The sequence below is a fragment of the Pseudomonas sp. NPDC089758 genome, assembly GCF_044748705.1.
Lineage (GTDB): Bacteria > Pseudomonadota > Gammaproteobacteria > Pseudomonadales > Pseudomonadaceae > Aquipseudomonas > Aquipseudomonas putida_X.
In genome coordinates this window covers 243,993-265,915 of the sequence record NZ_JBIVGN010000005.1, presented here as the reverse complement: position 1 = coordinate 265,915, position 21,923 = coordinate 243,993, and the positions used below count along the sequence as shown (strand labels likewise).

Annotated in this window: 19 protein-coding genes and 5 tRNA genes; 8 read left to right on the top strand and 16 right to left on the bottom strand. The window is 61.8% G+C overall.

The features are described 5' to 3' along the window. Positions 1–80: 80 nt before the first annotated feature. The 3 genes from ACIPZH_RS09595 to bkdR all read right to left on the bottom strand — a co-directional run bounded on the left by ACIPZH_RS09595 (position 81) and on the right by bkdR (position 3,468). Entirely contained in the window at positions 81–1,412 is a 1,332-nt protein-coding gene (locus ACIPZH_RS09595; RefSeq protein ID WP_400636032.1) for an MFS transporter, read from the bottom strand. Positions 1,413–1,542: 130 nt separating this feature from the next. After that, positions 1,543–2,784 carry a glutamine synthetase family protein gene (locus ACIPZH_RS09590; protein WP_400636087.1) on the bottom strand — a complete coding sequence of 414 codons (1,242 nt, stop codon included), beginning with the start codon at positions 2,782–2,784 and terminating at the stop codon, positions 1,543–1,545. 198 nt (positions 2,785–2,982) lie between these two features. Next, positions 2,983–3,468, bottom strand: coding sequence for a Bkd operon transcriptional regulator BkdR (bkdR, locus tag ACIPZH_RS09585; protein WP_008098689.1), 486 nt, complete (start codon positions 3,466–3,468; stop codon positions 2,983–2,985). A gap of 197 nt (positions 3,469–3,665) precedes the next feature. Between bkdR and ACIPZH_RS09580 the strand changes: the two genes are divergently transcribed. The 4 genes from ACIPZH_RS09580 to lpdA are packed head-to-tail and all read left to right on the top strand — an operon-like array spanning position 3,666 to position 8,612. Next, positions 3,666–4,898, top strand: a complete 1,233-nt coding sequence (locus ACIPZH_RS09580) for a 3-methyl-2-oxobutanoate dehydrogenase (2-methylpropanoyl-transferring) subunit alpha (RefSeq protein ID WP_241804611.1) — start codon at positions 3,666–3,668, stop codon at positions 4,896–4,898. Position 4,899: 1 nt separating this feature from the next. Further along, positions 4,900–5,958, top strand: coding sequence for an alpha-ketoacid dehydrogenase subunit beta (locus ACIPZH_RS09575; RefSeq protein ID WP_012315573.1), 1,059 nt, complete (start codon positions 4,900–4,902; stop codon positions 5,956–5,958). Continuing rightward, a complete protein-coding gene (locus tag ACIPZH_RS09570; RefSeq protein WP_400636031.1) occupies positions 5,959–7,230 on the top strand; it encodes a dihydrolipoamide acetyltransferase family protein in 1,272 nt (423 codons plus the stop codon). Positions 7,231–7,232: 2 nt separating this feature from the next. After that, the gene (gene lpdA / locus ACIPZH_RS09565; protein WP_400636030.1) at positions 7,233–8,612 is read left to right on the top strand and encodes a dihydrolipoyl dehydrogenase; all 1,380 of its coding nucleotides are present in this window, start codon (positions 7,233–7,235) and stop codon (positions 8,610–8,612) included. Between the two features lie 81 nt (positions 8,613–8,693). Here the strand turns inward: lpdA and ACIPZH_RS09560 are convergent, their stop codons facing one another. Then, on the bottom strand, positions 8,694–9,692 hold the full coding sequence (locus tag ACIPZH_RS09560; RefSeq protein ID WP_400636029.1) for a diguanylate cyclase domain-containing protein: 999 nt from the start codon (positions 9,690–9,692) through the stop codon (positions 8,694–8,696). A 226-nt stretch (positions 9,693–9,918) separates the two neighbouring features. Between ACIPZH_RS09560 and ACIPZH_RS09555 the strand changes: the two genes are divergently transcribed. The 3 genes from ACIPZH_RS09555 (at position 9,919) to ACIPZH_RS09545 (ending at position 11,885) form a co-directional block, all read left to right on the top strand. Further along, complete coding sequence (locus ACIPZH_RS09555; protein WP_400636028.1) at positions 9,919–10,482, top strand: hypothetical protein; 564 nt, start codon at positions 9,919–9,921, stop codon at positions 10,480–10,482. A gap of 100 nt (positions 10,483–10,582) precedes the next feature. Next, positions 10,583–10,777, top strand: a complete 195-nt coding sequence (locus ACIPZH_RS09550) for a hypothetical protein (protein WP_400636027.1) — start codon at positions 10,583–10,585, stop codon at positions 10,775–10,777. 136 nt (positions 10,778–10,913) lie between these two features. Continuing rightward, a complete protein-coding gene (locus ACIPZH_RS09545) occupies positions 10,914–11,885 on the top strand; it encodes an endonuclease (RefSeq protein WP_400636026.1) in 972 nt (323 codons plus the stop codon). A 22-nt stretch (positions 11,886–11,907) separates the two neighbouring features. On the opposite strand, the gene ACIPZH_RS09540 is transcribed toward ACIPZH_RS09545, so the two are convergent. Further along, positions 11,908–11,984 (bottom strand) — tRNA-Arg (locus ACIPZH_RS09540). 115 nt (positions 11,985–12,099) lie between these two features. After that, on the bottom strand, positions 12,100–12,687 hold the full coding sequence (gene phnN, locus ACIPZH_RS09535) for a phosphonate metabolism protein/1,5-bisphosphokinase (PRPP-forming) PhnN (protein WP_400636025.1): 588 nt from the start codon (positions 12,685–12,687) through the stop codon (positions 12,100–12,102). A 344-nt stretch (positions 12,688–13,031) separates the two neighbouring features. On the opposite strand from phnN, the gene ACIPZH_RS09530 reads away from it, so the two are divergent. Further along, the gene (locus tag ACIPZH_RS09530) at positions 13,032–13,358 is read left to right on the top strand and encodes an Arc family DNA-binding protein (protein WP_003254499.1); all 327 of its coding nucleotides are present in this window, start codon (positions 13,032–13,034) and stop codon (positions 13,356–13,358) included. A 148-nt stretch (positions 13,359–13,506) separates the two neighbouring features. Here the strand turns inward: ACIPZH_RS09530 and mgtE are convergent, their stop codons facing one another. The 10 genes from mgtE to ACIPZH_RS09480 form a co-directional block, all read right to left on the bottom strand. After that, complete coding sequence (gene mgtE, locus ACIPZH_RS09525; RefSeq protein WP_267817799.1) at positions 13,507–14,949, bottom strand: magnesium transporter; 1,443 nt, start codon at positions 14,947–14,949, stop codon at positions 13,507–13,509. A gap of 375 nt (positions 14,950–15,324) precedes the next feature. After that, positions 15,325–15,401, bottom strand: a tRNA-Arg gene (locus ACIPZH_RS09520). A gap of 72 nt (positions 15,402–15,473) precedes the next feature. Next, positions 15,474–15,550: transfer RNA gene (locus ACIPZH_RS09515), tRNA-Arg, on the bottom strand. A gap of 72 nt (positions 15,551–15,622) precedes the next feature. Further along, positions 15,623–15,699: transfer RNA gene (locus ACIPZH_RS09510), tRNA-Arg, on the bottom strand. Between the two features lie 106 nt (positions 15,700–15,805). Further along, a tRNA-Ser gene (locus ACIPZH_RS09505) sits at positions 15,806–15,896 on the bottom strand. 72 nt (positions 15,897–15,968) lie between these two features. Then, positions 15,969–16,157 (bottom strand): carbon storage regulator CsrA, encoded by a 189-nt coding sequence (gene csrA / locus ACIPZH_RS09500; protein WP_003254503.1) that lies wholly within the window; start codon positions 16,155–16,157, stop codon positions 15,969–15,971. Positions 16,158–16,324: 167 nt separating this feature from the next. After that, complete coding sequence (locus ACIPZH_RS09495) at positions 16,325–17,560, bottom strand: aspartate kinase (protein ID WP_400627422.1); 1,236 nt, start codon at positions 17,558–17,560, stop codon at positions 16,325–16,327. Between the two features lie 85 nt (positions 17,561–17,645). After that, positions 17,646–20,270: an alanine--tRNA ligase gene (gene alaS, locus ACIPZH_RS09490; protein WP_400636024.1), complete on the bottom strand. Its 2,625-nt coding sequence runs from the start codon at positions 20,268–20,270 to the stop codon at positions 17,646–17,648. A gap of 338 nt (positions 20,271–20,608) precedes the next feature. Continuing rightward, entirely contained in the window at positions 20,609–21,616 is a 1,008-nt protein-coding gene (astE, locus tag ACIPZH_RS09485; RefSeq protein ID WP_241804628.1) for a succinylglutamate desuccinylase, read from the bottom strand. 10 nt (positions 21,617–21,626) lie between these two features. Then, positions 21,627–21,917 (bottom strand): hypothetical protein, encoded by a 291-nt coding sequence (locus ACIPZH_RS09480; RefSeq protein ID WP_039602667.1) that lies wholly within the window; start codon positions 21,915–21,917, stop codon positions 21,627–21,629. Positions 21,918–21,923: the final 6 nt, after the last annotated feature.

Sequence of the window (21,923 nt, the reverse complement as noted above, 5' to 3'; positions counted from 1 at the left end):
CCTAATGAAGCCCTGATGAAGCGTACTCACGGGCATTGACCTGAGACTGGCTATTCGTTTGTGCCTACCCTGGGCCCGCCTCAAACCGGCTTGCTGACCTCGCCCGGATCAGCCGGTTCGGCCTTCTCTTCAGCCTCGGTATCCTCAGCCGCCACAGGCGCCTGCATTACCTCCTGCACGGTCTGTTCATCCACCCGCGGGTCGAGCGCCGCCGACAATGGCGAGCCCGCCGCCGGCATGGCCACGTGACCCAACGGCGCGTCCTGTACCTGGTGCAGCCCGGTGACCGCCTTCGGCCGAATCCGCCACACCAGCACCAGGGCGAAGAACACGAAGAAGGCATACAGCATCTGCGCGCCCAGCACCTTCATCAGTACCCCCGCCGCCAGCGGCCCGATGCACGCCCCCACGCCGTAGGTGACCAGCAGCATGGCGGTCAACGAGACACGCCGCTCGCTTTCCACGTGGTCGTTGGAAAATGCCACAGCCAGCGGATAAAGGCAGAACTGCAACAGCGAAATCAGAAAGCCGATGCCGAACAGCAACTCCAACGGCACATTGGGCAGAATCGCCAGCGGCGCCGCCGCCAGCGCCAGCCCCACAGCCACGCTGCGGATCAGCACGGCCCGGTCATAGCGGTCGGACAACCAGCCCAACGGCCACTGCACCAGCAGCCCGGCAAAGATGCAGCTGCCCATGAACAAGCCGATCTGCTCGGTGGAAAGCCCCTGGCTGGACGCATACAGCGGCGCCAGGCCGTAGAAAGAGCCGACGATCAACCCCGAACCCAGCACCGTGCTCAGCGACTGCGGCACGCGCTTGATGAAGAATTTCGGCTCCATCGGTGCCGGGCGCAGCGGCGCCGGGTGAATGCGCCGGGTCATCGCCACCGGCACCAGGCACAGGGCGAAGCACATCGCGACCAGCATCAACAGTTCAGGGCCAAGCTCGGGATGCACCACCAGAATCAGCTGACCGAGCACCAGCCCCAGGTAAGAGGCGATCATGTACCCGCCAAACACAGCGCCGCGGTGCTTGGCGTCAGCCTGCTCGTTCAGCCAGCTCTCAATGACCATGTACTGGCACATCATGCCCAGGCCAACGAGCATCCGCAGCCCGACCCAGACTGGCAGCCAGTTGGTCATGCCATGGCCCAGCACCGCCGCACAGACGATGCCGGCGCAGGTGGTATAGGCCCGGATGTGCCCTACCCGGCCGATCAGTCGGTGGCCAACCTTGCCACCAACAGCCAGGCCGAAATAGTTGGCCGCCATCAACGCACCGACCCACAGGCTGTCGACATTGTCGGCCGCCAGGCGCAAAGCCAGGTAAGTACTGAGCAGACCCGAGCCGATAAGCATCATCAAGGCAGCGAAATACAACGACTGAAACGGCTTCCAGATGTTTCGCATACGTCCCGTAGGGCTCCCTGTTCAGGTGGCGTTGGCTTGCTGGCAAGCATAAAAGCAAATCAGCCGCGGCGCAGTCCCCTGCCTGCGAAATAGCAGAACAGGGGCGCATGCAGTAGCGTTCGTGTCGCGATCAGGCTTGTGCCGCCAACACGCGCCGCTCCCACGGCGTGATCTCGTTGTAGAAATCAGTCAACTCAAGCGTCTTGCTGGCAGCGTAACCTTCGATGAACTCAGCCCCGAACAGTTCCCGGGCCAAGGCGCTGCGCTTGAGACGTTCCAGCGCCGCATGCAGGGTGCAGGGCAGGCTCAGGTGCTCAGGGACCTGGAACTCACCCTGGATGGCCGGTGCAGGCGCCAGGCGTTGCTCGATGCCGTGCAGGCCAGCTGCCAGGCTGGCGGCAATGGCCAGGTAGGGGTTTGCATCCGCGCCCGGCAGGCGGTTCTCGACGCGCCGCGCCGCGGGGCCGCTGGCCGGAATACGCAGCCCGGCAGCGCGGTTGTCATGCGACCAGCAAGCATTGTTCGGCGACGCATAGGGATGGCACAGCCGCTGGTACGAATTGACATTGGGTGCGAACAGCGCAGTGAAATCGGCCATGCACGCCTGCAGGCCGCCAATGAAATGATGGAAGGTCTCGCTCGGCTGCCCCTGGTCATCGCTGAACACGTTCCGCCCCGTGGCTGTCTCTACCAGGCTCTGGTGGATATGCATCGAGCTGCCCGGCGTATGCGCCAGGGGCTTGGCCATGCACACCACCGTCAGGCCATGCTTGAGCGCGACCTCCTTGAGCAGGTGCTTGAACAGGAACGTCTGGTCGGCCAGCAGCAAGGGGTCGCCGTGCAGCAGATTGATTTCGAACTGGCTGACGCCCATTTCATGCATGAAGGTGTCGCGCGGCAGGCCAAGCGCTGCCATGCACCGGTAAACCTCCTGAAAGAACGGCCGCAGGCCGTTGTTGGAACTGACACTGAATGCCGAGTGGCCGAGCTCTCGGCGGCCGTCCTTGCCCAGCGGCGGCACAAACGGTTGTACAGGGTCGCTGTTGGGCGCAAAGACGAAGAACTCCAGTTCGGTGGCCACCACCGGCGCCAGGCCCCGCGCGGCATAGCGGGCGATCACGCCTTTGAGTAGCCCGCGGGTGGATAGCCCTGACGGCCGGCCATCGAGCTCATTGGCATCACAGATCGCCAGCGCCAGGCCCTCCTCGCTCCAGGGCAAGCGGTGGATCTGCGCAGGCTCCGCGACCAAGGCCAGGTCACCATCGTCGCTGCCGTAGTATTTCGCTGGCGGGTAGCCGCCCATGATGCACTGCAACAAGACGCCACGTGCCATCTGCAGGCGCCGGCCTTCGAGGAAGCCATCGGCGGTCATGACCTTGCCACGGGGAACGCCGTTAAGGTCGGGAGTGACACATTCGATCTGGTCGATGCCCTGAAGATGCTCGGCGAGTGAGCGCGGGGCTGCGGTGGTCATGACGCTTGTCCTTGTTGTTATGGGCTGGCAACAACATAGGCTGGGGGTGTTTAAAATATCAAGCACCTGCATCCACGACGACGCAGTTCTTGCCCCTCACTCGCGCAGGGTCATGCCGTTGGCAGGCAATGGCAGCGCCGTTTTGTACCGGACCTGCTTCAGGGCAAAACTCGAGCGTATGTTCGCTACACCTGGCAGTCGCGTCAGGTAATCGAGAAACCGCTCCAGCGCCTGGATGCTCGGCAACAGCACCCGCAGCAAATAGTCGGGGTCGCCAGTCATCAGGTAGCACTCCATCACCTCCGGGCGCTCGGCGATTTCTTCCTCGAAGCGATGCAGCGCTTGCTCTACCTGCTTCTCCAGGCTGACATGGATGAACACATTGACATCCAGCCCCAGCACCTCTGGCGACAGCAGGGTCACCTGCTGACGGATCACACCCAGCTCTTCCATGGCCTTGACCCGGTTGAAGCAAGGCGTGGGCGACAGGTTCACCGACCGCGCCAGTTCTGCGTTGGTGATGCGGGCGTTGTCCTGAAGGCTGTTGAGAATGCCGATATCGGTACGATCGAGTTTGCGCATGAGACAAATTCACCGGTTTTTTGTGTTTATGCAGAATGTTTATCCGGCCCGCTCGCTAAAGGCAATCAACTTGAGAGAAAAATTCTCCCAGGGTGTCACTACTATGTAATTGACGCTGACCTGCCAGTCACAAGCCGGTAGTCAGCGGCGGCCGCTTCAAAGCTCACAAAAACAACATCCGAGCGAGCGTAAAAAGCATGAACGAGTACGCCCCCCTGCGTTTGCATGTGCCCGAGCCTACCGGCCGGCCAGGCTGCCAGACCGATTTTTCCTACCTGCGCCTGAACGACGCGGGTCAAGTCCGTAAACCACCCATCGATGTCGATGCTGCCGACACTGCCGACCTGTCCAACAGCCTGGTCCGTGTGCTCGACGAGCATGGCGATGCCCTTGGCCCATGGGCCGAAGACATCGATCCACAGCTGCTGCGCCAAGGCATGCGCGCCATGCTCAAGACGCGGATTTTCGACAGCCGCATGGTGCTTGCCCAGCGCCAGAAGAAGATGTCCTTCTACATGCAGAGCCTGGGCGAAGAAGCCATCGGCAGCGCCCAGGCGCTGGCGCTGAACCGCACCGACATGTGCTTCCCCACCTACCGCCAGCAAAGCATTTTGATGGCCCGCGACGTGTCGCTGGTGGAAATGATCTGCCAGCTGTTGTCCAACGAGCGCGACCCGCTCAAGGGCCGCCAGCTACCGATCATGTATTCGGTACGCGAAGCCGGCTTTTTCACCATCAGCGGTAACCTGGCGACGCAGTTCGTGCAAGCGGTCGGCTGGGCCATGGCCTCGGCGATCAAGGGCGATACCAAGATCGCCTCGGCCTGGATCGGCGACGGCGCCACGGCCGAGTCAGACTTCCACACCGCGCTGACCTTCGCCCACGTATACCGCGCCCCGGTGATCCTCAACGTGGTCAACAACCAGTGGGCGATCTCCACGTTCCAGGCCATCGCCGGCGGCGAATCGACCACCTTCGCCGGCCGTGGCGTGGGTTGCGGTATCGCGTCTCTGCGGGTGGACGGCAACGATTTCGTCGCTGTCTATGCCGCCTCGCGCTGGGCCGCCGAACGCGCCCGCCGCGGCCTGGGCCCGTGCCTGATCGAGTGGGTCACCTACCGCGCAGGCCCGCACTCCACTTCCGACGACCCGTCCAAATATCGCCCTGCCGACGACTGGAGCCACTTCCCGCTGGGCGACCCGATCGCCCGCCTGAAACAGCACCTGATCAAGATCGGCCACTGGTCCGAGGAAGAACACCAGGCCGTCACCGCCGAGTTCGAAGCGGCCGTCATCGCCGCGCAAAAGGAAGCCGAACAATACGGCACCCTGGCCAACGGCCACATCCCGAGTGCAGCCTCGATGTTCGAGGACGTGTACAAGGAAATGCCCGACCACCTGCGCCGTCAGCGCCAGGAACTGGGGGTTTGAGATGAACGACCACAACAACAGCATCAAACCGGAAACCGCCATGGCCACCACTACCATGACCATGATCCAGGCCCTGCGCTCGGCCATGGATGTCATGCTTGAGCGCGACGACAACGTGGTGATCTACGGCCAGGACGTGGGCTACTTCGGCGGCGTGTTCCGCTGCACCGAGGGCCTGCAGACCAAGTACGGCAAATCGCGCGTGTTCGACGCACCGATCTCAGAGAGCGGTATCGTCGGCACCGCCGTGGGCATGGGTGCCTATGGCCTGCGGCCTGTGGTGGAAATCCAGTTCGCCGACTATTTCTATCCTGCCTCCGACCAGATCGTTTCGGAAATGGCGCGGCTGCGCTACCGCTCGGCCGGCGAATTCATCTCCCCACTGACCCTGCGCATGCCCTGCGGTGGCGGCATCTACGGTGGCCAGACCCACAGCCAGAGCCCCGAAGCGATGTTCACTCAGGTGTGCGGTCTGCGCACGGTGATGCCCTCTAACCCGTACGATGCCAAAGGCCTGCTGATCGCCTCGATCGAATGCGATGACCCGGTGATCTTCCTCGAGCCCAAGCGCCTGTACAACGGCCCGTTCGACGGCCATCACGACCGCCCGGTGACCCCGTGGTCCAAGCACCCGCAAAGTGCCGTGCCGGACGGTTACTACACCGTGCCGCTGGACAAAGCGGCCATCACCCGCCCAGGCAACGACGTCACCGTATTGACCTACGGCACCACGGTCTACGTGGCCCAGGTGGCCGCCGAGGAAACCGGTGTGGATGCTGAAGTGATCGACCTGCGCAGCCTCTGGCCGCTGGACCTGGACACCATCGTCGCGTCGGTGAAGAAGACCGGCCGCTGCGTGGTCGTGCATGAAGCCACACGAACCTGCGGTTTCGGCGCCGAACTGGTAGCGCTGGTGCAGGAGCATTGCTTCCATCACCTCGAAGCGCCCATCGAGCGCGTCACCGGCTGGGACACGCCCTACCCTCACGCACAGGAGTGGGCTTATTTCCCAGGCCCATCTCGTGTTGGTGCGGCATTGAAACGGGTCATGGAGGTCTGAATGGGCACGCACGTCATCAAGATGCCGGACATTGGCGAAGGCATCGCGCAAGTCGAGCTGGTCGAATGGTTCGTCAAGGTCGGCGATGTGATCGCCGAAGACCAGGTGGTCGCCGATGTCATGACTGACAAGGCCACCGTGGAAATCCCTTCGCCGGTCAGTGGCAAGGTGCTGGCCCTGGGTGGCCAGCCGGGTGAAGTGATGGCGGTCGGCAGCGAGCTGATCCGCATCGAAGTGGAAGGCAGCGGCAACCACGTGGATGTGCCGCAGGCCAAGCCGGTCGAGCCGCAGGCCGCACCGGTCGCCGCCAAGTCGGAACCTCGTGTCGAAGCACAACCGGTTGCCTGCCCGGCCACCACGTCGCACAGTGCCGCCCCTATCGTGCCGCGCCAGGCCGACGAAAAGCCGCTGGCCTCCCCCGCTGTGCGCAAGCGCGCCCTGGATGCTGGTATCGAATTGCGTTACGTGCATGGCAGCGGCCCCGCCGGGCGCATCCTGCACGAAGACCTCGATGCCTTCATCAGCAAACCGCAGAGCCCTGCCGGCCAGGCACCTGGCGGTTATGCCAAGCGCACCGACAGCGAGCAGGTGCAAGTGATCGGCCTGCGCCGCAAGATCGCCCAGCGCATGCAGGATGCCAAGCGCCGCGTGGCGCACTTCAGTTATGTCGAGGAAATCGACGTCACGGCGCTGGAAGCCCTGCGCCAGCAACTCAACAGCAAGTACGGCGACAGCCGCGGCAAGCTGACCCTGTTGCCGTTCCTGGTGCGCGCCTTGGTCGTGGCGCTGCGCGACTTCCCGCAGATCAACGCCACCTATGACGATGAAGCCCAAGTCATCACCCGCCATGGCGCGGTGCACGTGGGCATCGCCACCCAAGGCGACAACGGCCTGATGGTGCCGGTGCTGCGCCACGCCGAGGCCGGCAGCCTGTGGGGCAATGCCAGCGAGATTGGCCGCTTGGCCAATGCAGCGCGCAACAACAAGGCCAGCCGCGAGGAACTGTCCGGCTCGACCATCACCCTGACCAGCCTCGGTGCGTTGGGCGGTATCGTCAGCACACCGGTGGTCAACACCCCGGAGGTAGCGATCGTCGGCGTCAACCGCATGGTCGAGCGGCCAATGGTGGTCGACGGCCAGATCGTGATCCGCAAGATGATGAACCTGTCCAGCTCGTTCGACCACCGGGTGGTCGATGGCATGGATGCCGCGCTGTTCATTCAGGCTGTACGTGGCCTGCTTGAACAACCCGCCTGCCTGTTCGTGGAGTAAGCATGCAACAGACTATCGACACCACCCTGCTGATCATCGGTGGCGGCCCCGGTGGGTACGTGGCCGCCATCCGCGCCGGGCAACTGGGCATCCCCACCGTGCTGGTGGAAGGCCAGGCGCTGGGCGGCACCTGCCTGAACATCGGCTGCATTCCGTCCAAGGCGCTGATCCATGTGGCTGAGCAGTTCCACCAGGCTTCGCGCTTTACCGAACCCTCGCCCCTGGGCATCAGCGTCGCCTCGCCGCGCCTGGACATCGGCCAGAGCGTGGCCTGGAAGGACGGTATCGTCGATCGCCTGACCACCGGCGTCGCCGCGCTGCTGAAAAAGCACGGGGTCAAGGTGATCCACGGCTGGGCGAAGATCATCGACGGCAAGCATGTCGACGTCGACGGCCAGCGCATCCAGTGCGAGCACCTGCTGCTGGCCACCGGCTCGAACAGCGTCGAACTGCCGATGCTGCCGCTGGGCGGCCCGATCATCTCCTCCACCGAAGCCCTTGCCCCGCAGACGCTGCCCAAGCACCTGGTGGTGGTGGGCGGCGGCTACATCGGTCTGGAACTGGGCATCGCCTATCGCAAGCTGGGCGCGCGGGTCAGCGTGGTGGAAGCGCGCGACCGCATCCTGCCGACCTATGACAGCGAGCTGACCGCACCGGTGGCCGAATCGCTGAAGAAGCTGGGCATCGCCCTGCACCTGGGGCACAGCGTCGAGGGCTATGACAACGGCTGCCTGCTGGCCCGCGACGGCCAGGGCGGGCAGTTGCGGCTGGAGGCCGACCGGGTTCTGGTAGCGGTGGGCCGTCGCCCGCGCACGCAGGGCTACAACCTGGAAAGCCTGGAACTGAAAATGAACGGTGCCGCCATCGCCATCGATGAACGCTGCCAGACCAGCATGCGCAACGTCTGGGCCATCGGTGATGTGGCCGGCGAACCGATGCTGGCCCACCGCGCGATGGCGCAAGGCGAGATGGTCGCCGAAATCATTGCCGGCAAGGCGCGGCGCTTCGAGCCCAGTGCAATTGCCGCAGTGTGTTTCACCGACCCGGAAGTGGTGGTGGCCGGCACCACGCCGGAACAGGCCAGTGAGCAAGGGTTGGACTGCATCGTCGCGCAGTTCCCGTTCGCCGCCAACGGGCGGGCCATGAGCCTGGAGTCGAAAACCGGCTTCGTGCGCGTGGTGGCACGCCGTGACAACCATCTGATCGTGGGTTGGCAGGCGGTGGGCGTGGCGGTTTCGGAACTGTCCACGGCCTTTGCCCAGTCTCTGGAAATGGGCGCACGCCTGGAAGATATCGCGGGCACCATCCATGCCCACCCGACCCTGGGCGAAGCGGTGCAGGAAGCGGCATTGCGGGCGCTGGGCCACGCCCTGCACATCTGACACTGAAGCGGCCAAGGCCGATTTGGCCCGTGGCGCCCCCAAGGCGCCACGGGTCTTTTTTCATTCAGCGCCGCTACCGGCTCACTCGCAGATGCTGTTCTTGCCCGCCCCCTTGGCTCGGTACAAGGCCTGGTCAGCACGCCCCAGCAGGTCATGCTGATCTTCACCCTCCTGCCACTGCACCACGCCGTAGCTCAGGGTCAGGCGGCACGCGCCAACCTGCTCGACCTGCACCATCGCCTGGCGCAACCGGGCTGCCACTTCCAGTGCCTCACCCAGTGTGGTCTGCGGCAACACCATGACGAACTCGTCACCGCCCCAGCGCGCCAGCAGGTCCTGGTCGCGCAGGCACGTACGCAAGCACTCGACGACGTGAACCAGGGCCGCATCGCCCTGAGCGTGGCCAAACCGATCGTTGATCGGCTTGAAGTCATCTACGTCCATGGCGATCACCGCCAACGGCTCACGGAAGCGCTGGGCACGCCTGCACTCCTGTTGCAGCGCCTTTTCCAGCCGGTAGCGATTGGCGATACGGGTCAATGCATCACGCTCGGCCAGCTCGCGGTTTTCGTCCAGCTGGCGCTGTAGCTGCTGGTTGACCCAGGACAGCTCGCGCGTGCGCTCGGCCACCTGGGCCTCCAGCGACTGGTTCTTCTGCTCGAGCTGGGCCACCAGGCGCTTGCCGGCATCGATGTTGCGGTGCGCACCCAGCATGCGCGCCACCGAGCCATCTTCGTTGCGGGCGATGATGTGGCCGCTGTCCTCGATCCACAGGTAGCTGCCATCCTGGCAGCGGCAACGGTATTCGATGAGGTAGCGCTCATTGCGCTGGTTGATGTAAGCCTCGAAATGCGCCATCACCCGCGGGTAATCCTCGGGGTGGATCACGCTCTCCCAGGTCAGCACGCTGTTGGCCATGGAATGGCTGGCGTAGCCGAGCATGGCGTACCAGCCGGGGTTGCGATAGACGTAGCCGGTATTGGCATTCCAGTCCCAGATACCATCGCTGATCAATTCGAACAGCATGTGCAACTGTTGCTCACTGAAGCCGGGCGGCACCGGCCTTGATTCCTGACTCATGGACGCTCTCCCTGGTGTCCAGCAACTGCGCCCCGGTCAAGGTGCTGCCGACTGTGCTCGTAATTGCCGTAAGCGGCAAGATCGTTCCCCTGCCGGGCGAGCTTATGCCGTGCGCCCGGTTACCGGAATAGCCCAGACGCCCTATTTTCCTGGTTTAGTTGACTGGCATGGCTTTTGCCCCTGTCCCTGGCGCTTTCAAGACTTCCAGGGAGAAGGAGGAAACACCGTGATCACACTCACTGGCTCAGGCTGGGGGCCCGCGCTCCAGCAGCAGAACCGTATCAACATTGAACAGCCTCTGGCGCAGGTGCTGCCCCTGCGTGCGCCGCTGGCCGCCAGCAACACCACGTCGCAACAGAACAGCCAAGGCAGCACGTCACAGCAGAATGCCGAGGACGCCCGCGAAGAAGCCTTCGCCAAGCTCAAGGTGCTGCTACAGAACCCTGACATTGCCGCACGCCAGCAGGCCGGCGCCAGCACCCAGGAAACCAGCAGCGCCACGCAGGACTTCCGCGACTACATGGCCAAGACCCCCGAGCAGAAAATGCAGGAAAAAGTGCTCGCTGAACTGGGCATGACGCCAGAGGAATTCGAGGCGCTGCCACCGGAACAGAAAGAAAAAGTCATCGAGCAAATAGCGCAGCGCATCAAGGAAGACATCGCGCTAAAGACCCAGGCTAAAGTGGAGGAACAGGCAGTGCGTGCCGAGCAGGTTCGCCAGGGCACGGACATTGCCGCTTCACAGGGCACGGATCAACGCGAGAAGGCCTTGGAGGCCGTCCAACGCTGAGTACAAGGCCACCCCTGAGCGGGGTGGCCTCACGCCAGCAGCAACAGCGCCTCTTCCAGCGCAACCACCCGTGGGTTGCCCACCACACCCGGCTGCTGCCATGCCGCGATGCCGCGATGGTCAAGCCGAGCGGCACCGGCTGACCGATTGCCACCACCCGCTCGAAGCCTCGGCGCGGCTCGGAGTGTTGCCGGACGCGCAGGCCGGGGTCGACTGGAGCAACCCGCAAATACCCGCCGCAGTCGTCGCCGGCCTGGTGGCCTGGTGGCCTGGCGCACGCGCAGCACGTTGCTAACCCTGGGCGTTGGCATGGCGACGCTATGGGTGTTGAAGTATCTGGGTCTGTAGGCGTGGTGCCAAAATGATAGGGCATCAATCGACGCTGGCACGCCGTATAATCGCGCCTCCCAGAAATCCGATGATGTTTTCTCATGAAGAAACTGCTGTACGTCGTAACCCTCGTCCTCGCTGCCATCCCCGCCGCCTTCGCCAATCCCCCCGCAACGTTTACCGAAGCCAAGGTTGTCGCCAAACAGAAGATCTTCCTCGACCAGGCAAACAGCCCAATGGGCGAACTGTACTGTGGCTGCAAATGGAAGTGGGTCGGCAAGTCCGGTGGCCGTGTCGACGCCAAGTCCTGCGGCTACGAAACCCGCAAAGTGCAAACCCGCGCCGAACGTACCGAATGGGAGCACATCGTGCCGGCCTGGACGTTTGGCCACCAGCGCAAATGCTGGCAGAACGGTGGTCGCGAGCATTGCGTCAATGAAGACCCGACCTTCCGCGCCATGGAGGCGGACCTGTTCAACCTTTACCCGTCTGTGGGTGAAGTGAACGGTGACCGCAGCAATTTCAACTACGGCATGGTTTCCGGCGTTGAGCGCCAGTATGGACAGTGCACCACCAAGGTCGACTTCCAGCAAAAAACCGCCGAGCCGCGTGACGAAGTCAAAGGCCTGGTTGCGCGTACCACGTTCTACATGTTCGACCGCTACAAGTTGAGCATGTCGCGCCAGCAGCAGCAGGTGCTCATGGCCTGGGATAAACAGCACCCGGTGTCGGCATGGGAAAAGCAGCGCAATCAGCGCATCGCCGCGATCATGGGGCACTCAAACCCCTTCGTCACCGGCGAGCGTAAATGGACGCTGGGCTACAAGCCTGTCGGGGCGATGGACGTGGTAGCTTCGGCTCCCGCGAAAACGGCTGCGAGAGATGTCGGCAAGCCGACCCTGGCGAATGCGCCAGCTGGCGGTGCGATCATTGGCAACCGTAACAGCCACGTGTACCACCTGGCCAGCGGTTGCCCCAGCTACAGCCAGGTCGCTCAGAAAAACCAGGTAGCCTTTGGCAGTGAAGCAGAAGCGCAGCGTGCAGGTTACCGCAAGGCAGGGAACTGCAAGTAGGCGTATGGAGCGAGAGAAGATATGGCGTCCCAGGCAGGATTTGAACCTGCAACCTTCCCCTTAGGAGGGGGATGCTCTATCCAATTGAGCTACTGAGACACGAGAACCGGCAGCGAACGCTGCACAGCTGGACGGCGAGCATGTTAACCAGCGGGCAGCCGTTTGTCATGCATCTATCGGGCTTTTTGCACGTAGGGCTTTTCGGAGGCTTGTGTCAAACGGGCACCCCGTGCTGACGCAGCAGGTCCATCAAGGTGCTGACCGCCGTGGCCAGTGACCCTGAGTTGTCCAGCACGTGCACGCGGGGATCGGGGCAGGACTGGAGCCTGGCGCTGCGCGCCAGGCGCTGATCGATCTCTTGCGCTGCCTCCCTGCCCCGGGCAACCAGGCGCGCGCGCAACACCGCTGGGTCAACCTCCAGGCGCACTGCCAGCAGGCTGGGGTAGCGCCTGCACGCCTCGGGCAGATAGCCACGGGAACCGTTGACCAGCACCGATCGCCCTTGCGCGAGCCAAATGTCCACTTGCTTGGGTATGCCGTACTCCAGGCCGTTGGCTTGCCAATGCATGGCAAACTCGCCTGCCGCACGCATCGCTTCGAAGCGCTGTGGCGTGACGCTCTGCGCCGCCTCACCTGCGGCCTCTGCAGAGCGTGTGATCACTCGCCGGGCGATTTCCACACCTGCGGCAGCCAGTTGTGAGCGAGCGGCCTCGATCAGAGAATCTTTTCCCGAACCGGAGGGGCCTATCAAATAAATCAGGCGACCCGAGGCTTTATCGTGGGAGCTTGCGTCATGTTGCATAGCCACTATGCTCTATGGAAGGAAACCCGCGCATTTTAAGGGTTTTCTCTACCCTTTGCCGCGTTTTACGGGTTTTTGACGGCAGAGGGCTGACGGTAAAGCGAGCCTGGAAATGCAAAACTTTTCCAACCAGTACTCATTTCTGATAATTGGTACTGGCAAAAAGCCTTTACCGAGATCACTATTTGTCACAGAATTGACGCCAAGGAAACGGCGACCTTGAGGCAAGATGAGCACCAAATTTTCCAGGCGGTTGAACATTTTGTCGTCGCCACGGTCGTACCAGCATCCCGTGCGGCCAATTTGTGAACCGCTTCCCCTGAACCAAAAACCGGTTAATTTATATGCGCCCAATGAAACAGGCTATTTATTCGAGCCGCACCGCTGACAAGTTTGTCGTCCGCCTGCCAGACGGAATGCGTGAGCGCATTGCCGAGGTAGCGCGCAATCATCACCGCAGCATGAACTCCGAGATCATCGCACGCCTGGAGCAGAGTCTTATCCAGGAAGGTGCGCTGGGCGACGAGCTGAGCATGCGCCTGGACAGCCCCGAACTGTCCCTGCATGAGCGCGAGTTGCTGCAACGCTTCCGCCAGTTGTCCCACCGACAGCAGAACGCGCTGGTCGCCCTCATCGCTCACGATGTGGAAATGGCAGCCGACGCCTCCTGAGGCGCGCAGCAAAAATAAGAAAGCCAGCGTAAGCTGGCTTTTTTTTGGGTTGTTCACTGGTCGGTGGTGATCCGGCCGGGCACATGCCTTGATCGCCCTGGCGGCCTGGGTATCCAGCGCCGCACGGGCGGCGCATACACCTGCAACATCACAGCAGGAACAGCGTAGCCAGCCCCAGGAAGATGAAGAAGCCACCACTGTCGGTCACGGCCGTGATCATCACGCTGGACCCCATGGCAGGGTCGCGCCCCAGGCGCGTCAGGGTCATCGGGATCAATACCCCCATGAGCGCTGCCAGCAACAGGTTCAATGTCATGGCCGCAGTCATGACCAACCCCAGTGACCAGCTGTCATACAGCCAGAACGCCACAGCACCGATCACCCCACCCCAGATCAGGCCATTGAGCAGCGACACCGCCAGCTCTTTGCGCATAAGGCGGCTGGTATTGCCTGGCGACACTTGGTCCAACGCCATGGCGCGAACGATCATGGTAATGGTCTGGTTGCCGGAGTTGCCGCCAATACCCGCCACGATCGGCATCAGCGCCGCCAGGGCCACGAGCTTCTCGATCGAGCCCTCGAACAGGCCGATCACCCGCGAGGCCAGAAACGCAGTTATCAGGTTGATCGCCAGCCAGGCCCAACGGTTGCGCAATGAACGCCAGACCGAGGCGAAGATGTCTTCCTCCTCGCGCAGACCCGCCATGTTGAGCACTTCGCTCTCGCTCTCTTCACGAATCAGGTCGACCATCTCATCGATGGTCAAACGGCCGATCAGGCGGTCACTCTTGTCCACAACTGGCGCCGAAACCAGGTCGTAACGCTCGAAAGCCTGCGCAGCGTCGTAGGCATCTTCGTCGGGGTGGAAGGACACCGGATCAACCGCCATGACCTCCGCGACCTTCTTGTCCGGGTCGTTGACCAACAGGCGCTTGATCGGCAACACACCTTTGAGGATGCCGTCGTAATCGACCACGAACAGTTTGTCAGTGTGGTTGGGCAGCTCTTTGAGGCGGCGCAGGTAACGCAGAACCACTTCCAAGCTGACGTCTTCACGGATGGTCACCATCTCGAAGTCCATCAGCGCACCGACCTGCTCCTCGTCGTAGCTCAACGCCGAGCGTACACGCTCACGCTGTTGGGCATCGAGGCTTTCCATGAGCTCATGGACGACATCACGCGGCAATTCCGGCGCCAGGTCCGCCAGCTCGTCGGCGTCCATTTCCTTGGCCGCAGCGAGGATCTCGTGATCGTCCATGTCGGCGATCAGCGATTGACGAACCGAGTCGGAAACCTCAAGCAAGATGTCGCCGTCACGATCCGAGCGCACCAGCTGCCAGACCGTCAGGCGGTCTTCCAGGGGCAAAGCTTCGAGGATATAGGCGATATCTGCGGGGTGCAGGTCGTCGAGCTTACGCTGCAACTCGACGAGGTTTTGACGGTGGACGAGGTTTTCCACCAGGTCGTGGTGATGACCTTCCTGACGATGGGTCAGGTCTTCAACGACGCGCTGGCGCTGCAACAGCTCGACCACCTGGGCCAGGCGATCCTGCAGGCTCTCTTGCGCTTTCTTTACTTCTACTTCAGTCATAGGCGAACTCCACTCCCAGCAGCGGAGCACGCCGGGGGAATCAATCGGTCAGATCAGGCTGTAAGAATCTTGTTAACGAGTAACTACTGGGTAAGTCCATGGTGGTATTCCACAAGCCCCGGCGGGGCTGACGGGCGCAATCATACACTGCCTAAGCTGTCAGATCGCTTAAATTTTTGGCCAGAACAATCGTTTGCGCGATAAAGCTATGACAACGCTCGAAGCCATGTGTGCGACGGCACGAGCCAGCGAAAAAACACATGCGGCGCAAAGGAGTGTCGGGCGGGTTGATTTTCAGTCTAGCGGGCATCACTGATAAATCAGTGAACGGCGCACAACAAAAAGCCCGCTCAATTGAGCGGGCTTCTTGATATGTGGCGGACTCAGGAGGATTCGAACCTCCGACCGCTCGGTTCGTAGCCGAGTACTCTATCCAGCTGAGCTATGAGTCCGTGGTTGGTAGTTTTAGGCCAGATTACCACTGGCTGACTGAAGCCGCTTTGCAAGCAGAGCCACTTCAAAAGTGGCGGACTCAGGAGGATTCGAACCTCCGACCGCTCGGTTCGTAGCCGAGTACTCTATCCAGCTGAGCTATGAGTCCGTAGTTGGTAGTTTTAGACCAGATTACCACTGGTTGCTTGAAGCAGCTTTGTAAGCAAAGCCACTTCAAAAGTGGCGGACTCAGGAGGATTCGAACCTCCGACCGCTCGGTTCGTAGCCGAGTACTCTATCCAGCTGAGCTATGAGTCCGTGTCTTGCCGCGCATTATAGGTCGCTGAAACATTTTTGCAAGAACTTTTTCGTTTAAATTCAACGACTTAGCGTTCTTACCGATTACAGCGCCCTAAGCGAATAATGGCGGTGAAGGGGGGATTCGAACCCCCGATACCCTTATGAGGTATACTCCCTTAGCAGGGGAGCGCCTTCGGCCACTCGGCCACCTCACCGCAACACGAGGCGAATATTAAACAGGCTCTTCCTCGTTTGCAACCCTTTTTTTGAAAAAAACTTCAAAAAAATTAAAGGCTTGGCTCCTCATCCTTCTCTTTCTTGATCCGCAGGTAGATTTCCTCGCGGTGAACGGCCACTTCCTTGGGCGCGCTGACGCCGATACGCACCTGGTTTCCTTTGACGCCGAGCACCGTCACGGTGATCTCGCCATCTCCAATGATCAGGCTCTCGGCGCACCGACGAGTCAGAATCAACATAGCTTTCTCCTTACGCAAGACATTCAGGGATAACAGTCTGGGAACAACAGGGCCTGGCCGTGGACGACGACACAGGGCTCCGTAGCACGTCACGCTGGCAGGACAGGGCCTGCGTGACGCGCAGAAACGCGAAGGGCGCGGCAAGCCGCGCCCCTCAAGGCAACGCCTTACTCGCCCTGTCGGGCCGGAGCGTCAAGCTCGAACGCGGTATGCAGCGCGCGAACGGCCAGCTCCAGGTACTTCTCTTCGATGACGACCGACACCTTGATCTCGGACGTGGAGATCATCTGGATGTTGATGCTCTCCTTGGCCAGGGCTTCGAACATGCGGCTGGCAACACCAGCATGGGAACGCATGCCAACACCGACGATCGACACCTTGGCGATCTTGGTATCACCGATCACTTCGCGGGCACCGATTTCACGTGCGGTGTTTTCCAGCACGCTGTGAGCCTTCTCGTACTCGTTGCGGTGCACGGTGAAGGTGAAGTCGGTGGTGTTATCGTGCGAAACGTTCTGCACGATCATGTCCACTTCGATGTTCGAAGCGCTGATCGGGCCGAGGATCTTGTAAGCGACGCCCGGGGTGTCCGGCACGCCGCGAATGGTCAGCTTGGCTTCATCACGGTTGAAGGCGATACCGGAAATGATCGGCTGTTCCATGGATTCCTCTTCATCAATGGTAATGAGGGTACCTGGACCCTCCTTGAAGCTGTGCAGCACGCGCAGCGGAACGTTGTACTTGCCGGCGAACTCCACCGAGCGGATCTGCAGCACCTTGGAGCCGAGGCTGGCCATTTCCAGCATCTCTTCGAAGGTGATCTTCTCCAGGCGGCGCGCCTGCGGCACGACGCGCGGGTCGGTGGTGTAAACGCCATCGACGTCGGTGTAGATCTGGCACTCGTCAGCCTTGAGCGCGGCCGCCAGGGCCACGCCCGTGGTATCGGAGCCGCCGCGGCCCAGGGTGGTGATGCTGCCGTGCTCGTCAACGCCCTGGAAACCGGCTACAACCACCACGCGCCCGGCCTTGAGGTCGGCGCGGATCTTCTGGTCGTCGATCTGCAGGATGCGTGCTTTATTGTGCGCGCTGTCGGTGAGGATGCGCACCTGGTTGCCGGTGTAGGACACCGCCGGCACACCACGCTTGATCAAGGCCATGGCCAGCAGGGCAATGGTGACCTGCTCGCCGGTGGACACGATCACGTCCAGCTCACGCGGAACCGGCTGATCGGTGATCTGCTTGGCCAGGTCGATCAGGCGATTGGTTTCGCCACTCATGGCCGACAGCACAACCACCAGGTCGTCGCCCGCTTCACGGTGTTTCTTGACCTTGTCGGCAACCTGCTCGATCCGCTCGATGGAACCGACAGAGGTACCGCCAAATTTCTGTACGATCAACGCCATTTCAATGGTGCCTCAGCCCATACCGGGCCTCAAAAAAACCATCCAACATGGAGGGGCCGATGACTAGACCATCGGCCCCTCCATCTCAAAGTCCCTGCTCTGCGAACGGCACGGCCAGCGCCAGGGCCTGGTCCAGCGCAGCGACGTCGACGCCACCGCCCTGAGCCATGTCCGGACGGCCACCGCCCTTGCCACCCACTGCCGCAGCGGCTTGTTTCATCAGGTCACCAGCCTTGAGTTGGCTGGAGAGGTCTTTGGTCACGCCGGCCACCAGCACGACCTTGCCCTCATGCTCGCTGCCCAGCAGGATCACTGCGTGGCCGAGCTTGTTCTTCAACTGATCGACCAGGGCCAACAGGGCCTTGCCATCCTGCCCATCCAGGCGGGCGGCGAGGACCTTGGCACCCTTGACCTCAACAGCCGCATTGGAGAGATCGTCCCCTGCGGCGCTGGCGGCCTTGGCCTGCAGCTGTTCCAGCTGCTTCTCAAGCTGACGGTTGCGCTCGAGCACAGCCGTCAGCTTGTCGATCAGGTTGTCACGGTTGCCCTTGACCAGCTGCGCGGCTTCCTTGACCTGCTCTTCGGCAGCGTTCAGGTAGGCCAGTGCAGCAGCGCCGGTCACCGCTTCGATACGGCGCACGCCAGAGGCCACGCCGCCTTCGCTGATGATCTTGAACAGGCTGATATCGCCGGTGCGCTTGGCGTGGATACCACCGCACAGCTCGACGGAGAAATCGCCACCCATGCTCAGCACGCGCACGGTATCGCCGTACTTCTCGCCGAACAGGGCCATCGCGCCCTTGCGCTTGGCGGTTTCGATATCGGTAACTTCAGTTTCCACCGGAGTGTTCTTGCGCACTTCGCGGTTGACGATATCTTCCAGCGCCTTGATCTGCGCAGGCGTCACCGCCTCGAAGTGGCTGAAGTCAAAACGCAGACGCTGGCTGTCGACCAGCGAGCCCTTCTGCTGCACATGCTCACCCAACACCTGGCGCAACGCTTCGTGCAGCAGGTGCGTGGCCGAGTGGTTCAGCGAGGTGGCGTGCTGTACTTCGGCATCGACCTTGGCGTCGACCGGAGAACCGATCAGCAGCGCGCCGCTGGCGACCACACCATGGTGCAGGAAAGCGCCGCCGGTCTTGGTGGTGTCTTGCACGTCAAAGCGCACGGCGCCGGACTGCAGGTAGCCGGTATCGCCGACCTGGCCACCGGACTCGGCATAGAACGGGGTGCGGTCCAGCACCACGACGCCTTGCTCGCCCTCGCCCAACTGGTCGACTGACTGGCCGTCCTTGTACAGGGCAATGACCTTGCCCTGACCTTCGGTGGCGTTGTACCCGACGAAATCGGTGGCGGTATCGACCTTGACCAGGCTGTTGTAATCCATGCCGAAGGCACTGGCCGAACGGGCACGCTCACGCTGGGCATCCATCTCGCGCTCGAAGCCCGCTTCATCGATGGTCAGCTCGCGCTCACGGGCGATGTCGGCGGTGAGGTCCATCGGGAAGCCGTAGGTGTCGTAGAGCTTGAACACCACGTCACCCGGCACGACGTCGCCCTTGAGCTGGGCAAGGTCCTGCTCGAGGATGCGCAGGCCCTGTTCGAGGGTCTTGGCGAACTGTTCTTCTTCGGCCTTGAGCACGCGCTCGATGTGGGCCTGCTGGCTCTTGAGCTCGGGGAACGCCTCGCCCATCTCGGCAGCCAGGGCTGCGACGATCTGGTAGAAGAAGCTGCCCTTGGCACCCAGCTTGTTACCGTGACGGCAGGCGCGACGAATGATGCGGCGCAGCACGTAGCCACGGCCTTCGTTGGACGGCAGCACGCCGTCTGCGATCAGGAAGCCGCAGGAGCGGATGTGGTCTGCCACGACTTTCAGCGAAGCCTGGCCGTCGTTGCTGCAGCCGATGGCCTTGGCCGCAGCGCTCAGCAGGTTCTGGAACAGGTCGATCTCGTAGTTCGAGTGCACGTACTGCATGACCGCACTGATGCGCTCCAGGCCCATGCCGGTGTCCACCGACGGCGCTGGCAGCGGGTGCAGCACGCCATCGGCAGTACGGTTGAACTGCATGAAGACGTTGTTCCAGATCTCGATGTAGCGGTCACCGTCTTCTTCCGGGGAACCGGGTGGGCCGCCCCAGATATCGGCACCGTGGTCGTAGAAGATCTCGGTGCAAGGGCCGCACGGGCCGGTATCGCCCATGGTCCAGAAGTTGTCGGAGGCGTACGGGGCGCCTTTGTTGTCACCAATACGCACCATGCGCTCGGCCGGCACGCCGACTTCCTTGGTCCAGATGTCGTAGGCATCGTCGTCGCTGGCGTAGACGGTGACCCAGAGCTTCTCCTTGGGCAGGTTCAGCCACTTGTCGGAGGTCAGGAAGGTCCAGGCGAAAGTGATCGCATCGCGCTTGAAATAGTCGCCGAAGCTGAAGTTGCCCAGCATCTCGAAGAAGGTGTGGTGACGCGCGGTGTAACCGACGTTTTCCAGGTCGTTATGCTTGCCACCGGCGCGCACGCACTTCTGGCTGCTGACCGCACGGGTGTAGGCGCGCTTCTCGGCACCGAGGAAGCAGTCCTTGAACTGGTTCATGCCTGCGTTGGTGAACAGCAGGGTCGGGTCGTTGTTCGGAATCAGCGAACTGGAGGCGACTCGGGTATGGCCCTGCTCTTCGAAGAAGCGAAGGAAGGCTTCACGGATTTCTGCGCTTTTCATAGGTTCTTCCACGGAAACGACGGCCCCTGGGGGCAAACGCGTCGACGAAACGACGGCAAAGGGCCGCATTATATCGGTCCTGCAATCTCGGTGCAGTGTGTTTATGCGATGCAAAACGTCGATTGGACGGCTTTTGAAGCGCGTGCAAACGAAAATGACATGACCGGATGCTAAATGCAGGCTTTTGCCGCTGGCAAGCCTATTACCGCTCAAGGGAAGGGAAAATGGAACAGGCGGTGAATTAAATGATTGTCATGGGCAAGGTTCAGCGACGACCGGCCTTGGCAGAAGCGCCCTTTGGCGACAACAAGGCCGCTCCTGCCAGGCACTGCGCAAACTCAGCCCAGACGCTGCCCTGAATCCGGGACGATGAGAATCCCGGCGCGCAGCCCGTTCTTGACCTTGGGGTTGGGGAAGATGATCCGCGCCCCCTCCTCCTCCACCACCCAGCGCATTTCAGCCAGGTCCTCGGCCAGCAGATAACCTTTGCTCAACTCGGAGAAGTTCTCGATATCCGCCGGCAGATGCAGGCGAAAGCCCTCACTGTGCTTGATGATCTCGCGAGCCACACTGAACAGTTTAAGACCATCGAGCGACTCCCCGGCCTCAGGCTCATCGCCTTCGATGATCTGGATCAGGCGCTGCTCCAGCTTGTCGAGGTTGACCTGCTCGTTCTGCCCGAACGGCCGCGCCTTGCCCAGCTCCAAGGTAAATGCTTCGGCATCCAGTTGCTCATAGGTGAACGCACTGAAGGTGATCGATGACTTGCTCTGCAGCAGCACCGCCTCCATGCCTGCAGCAGCCAGCCGAGCCAGCTCACGGCGGGAATGCTTGCGCCCCTCTTTATAGGGGTAAAGGGCAAACTGCTCTATCTTGGAGCCACGAATGGCGGTGTGCAGGTCGTAATGCAGACGGGTACGCTCAGGCTTGCTGAAGAACACCCGGGCGAACTGCTCAAGCTCCGCGGCACGCAGTGCCTCGAAACCACTGGAAAGCTCGTGACGACCATTGAACAGGCGGTTGATGTCCTGCTCGATGAAGCGCTCGCCCTTGCGGATCGCCGCTGGGTTGCCGAACAGGAACATCACTCGCGAACGCGGCTTGATCTTGCCATTGGCCACGCCGTGCAGCAGCCGTTCGAGCAATTCGATCGGCGCTGTTTCATTGCCATGAATACCGGCCGACAACAGCAGGTCCAGCCCGCAATCGTCGCCTTCGGGCGGACGCACCTCGAGTGCGCCCTCCCCCAGCCAGCGTAAACGCACGCCCTTGGGTGTAACTTGGGTCTTCTCGGCCGGCTCGTGATCGGTCAGGGTCAGCTCAAGCAATTTGCCAAGGGCGAGCATAGGCGCTTCCTTAGTGGTCGTGGCCGCAGTCGGGGCCATGGACGTGGTCATCGTCTTCACCGACTTCTGCCGGCTCCATCTCCAGCTGCAGGCTGACCAGGTTGGTAGCCATCGGGCGCAGGAGCAGGTTGGCGTACTCGGTGTCGTTCTCATCGACGTCGACACCGATCAGCAATTGGCCACGGCCGTCTTGCTGAATCCACACTTCCTTGCCCTGCCAGACAACGGCAAAGCGGGTGCAGGAAGTTTCCAGCTGGGTGCCGTCTACATCTTCAAGGATCAGGCGCAGGGCGTCGGTCATTACAAA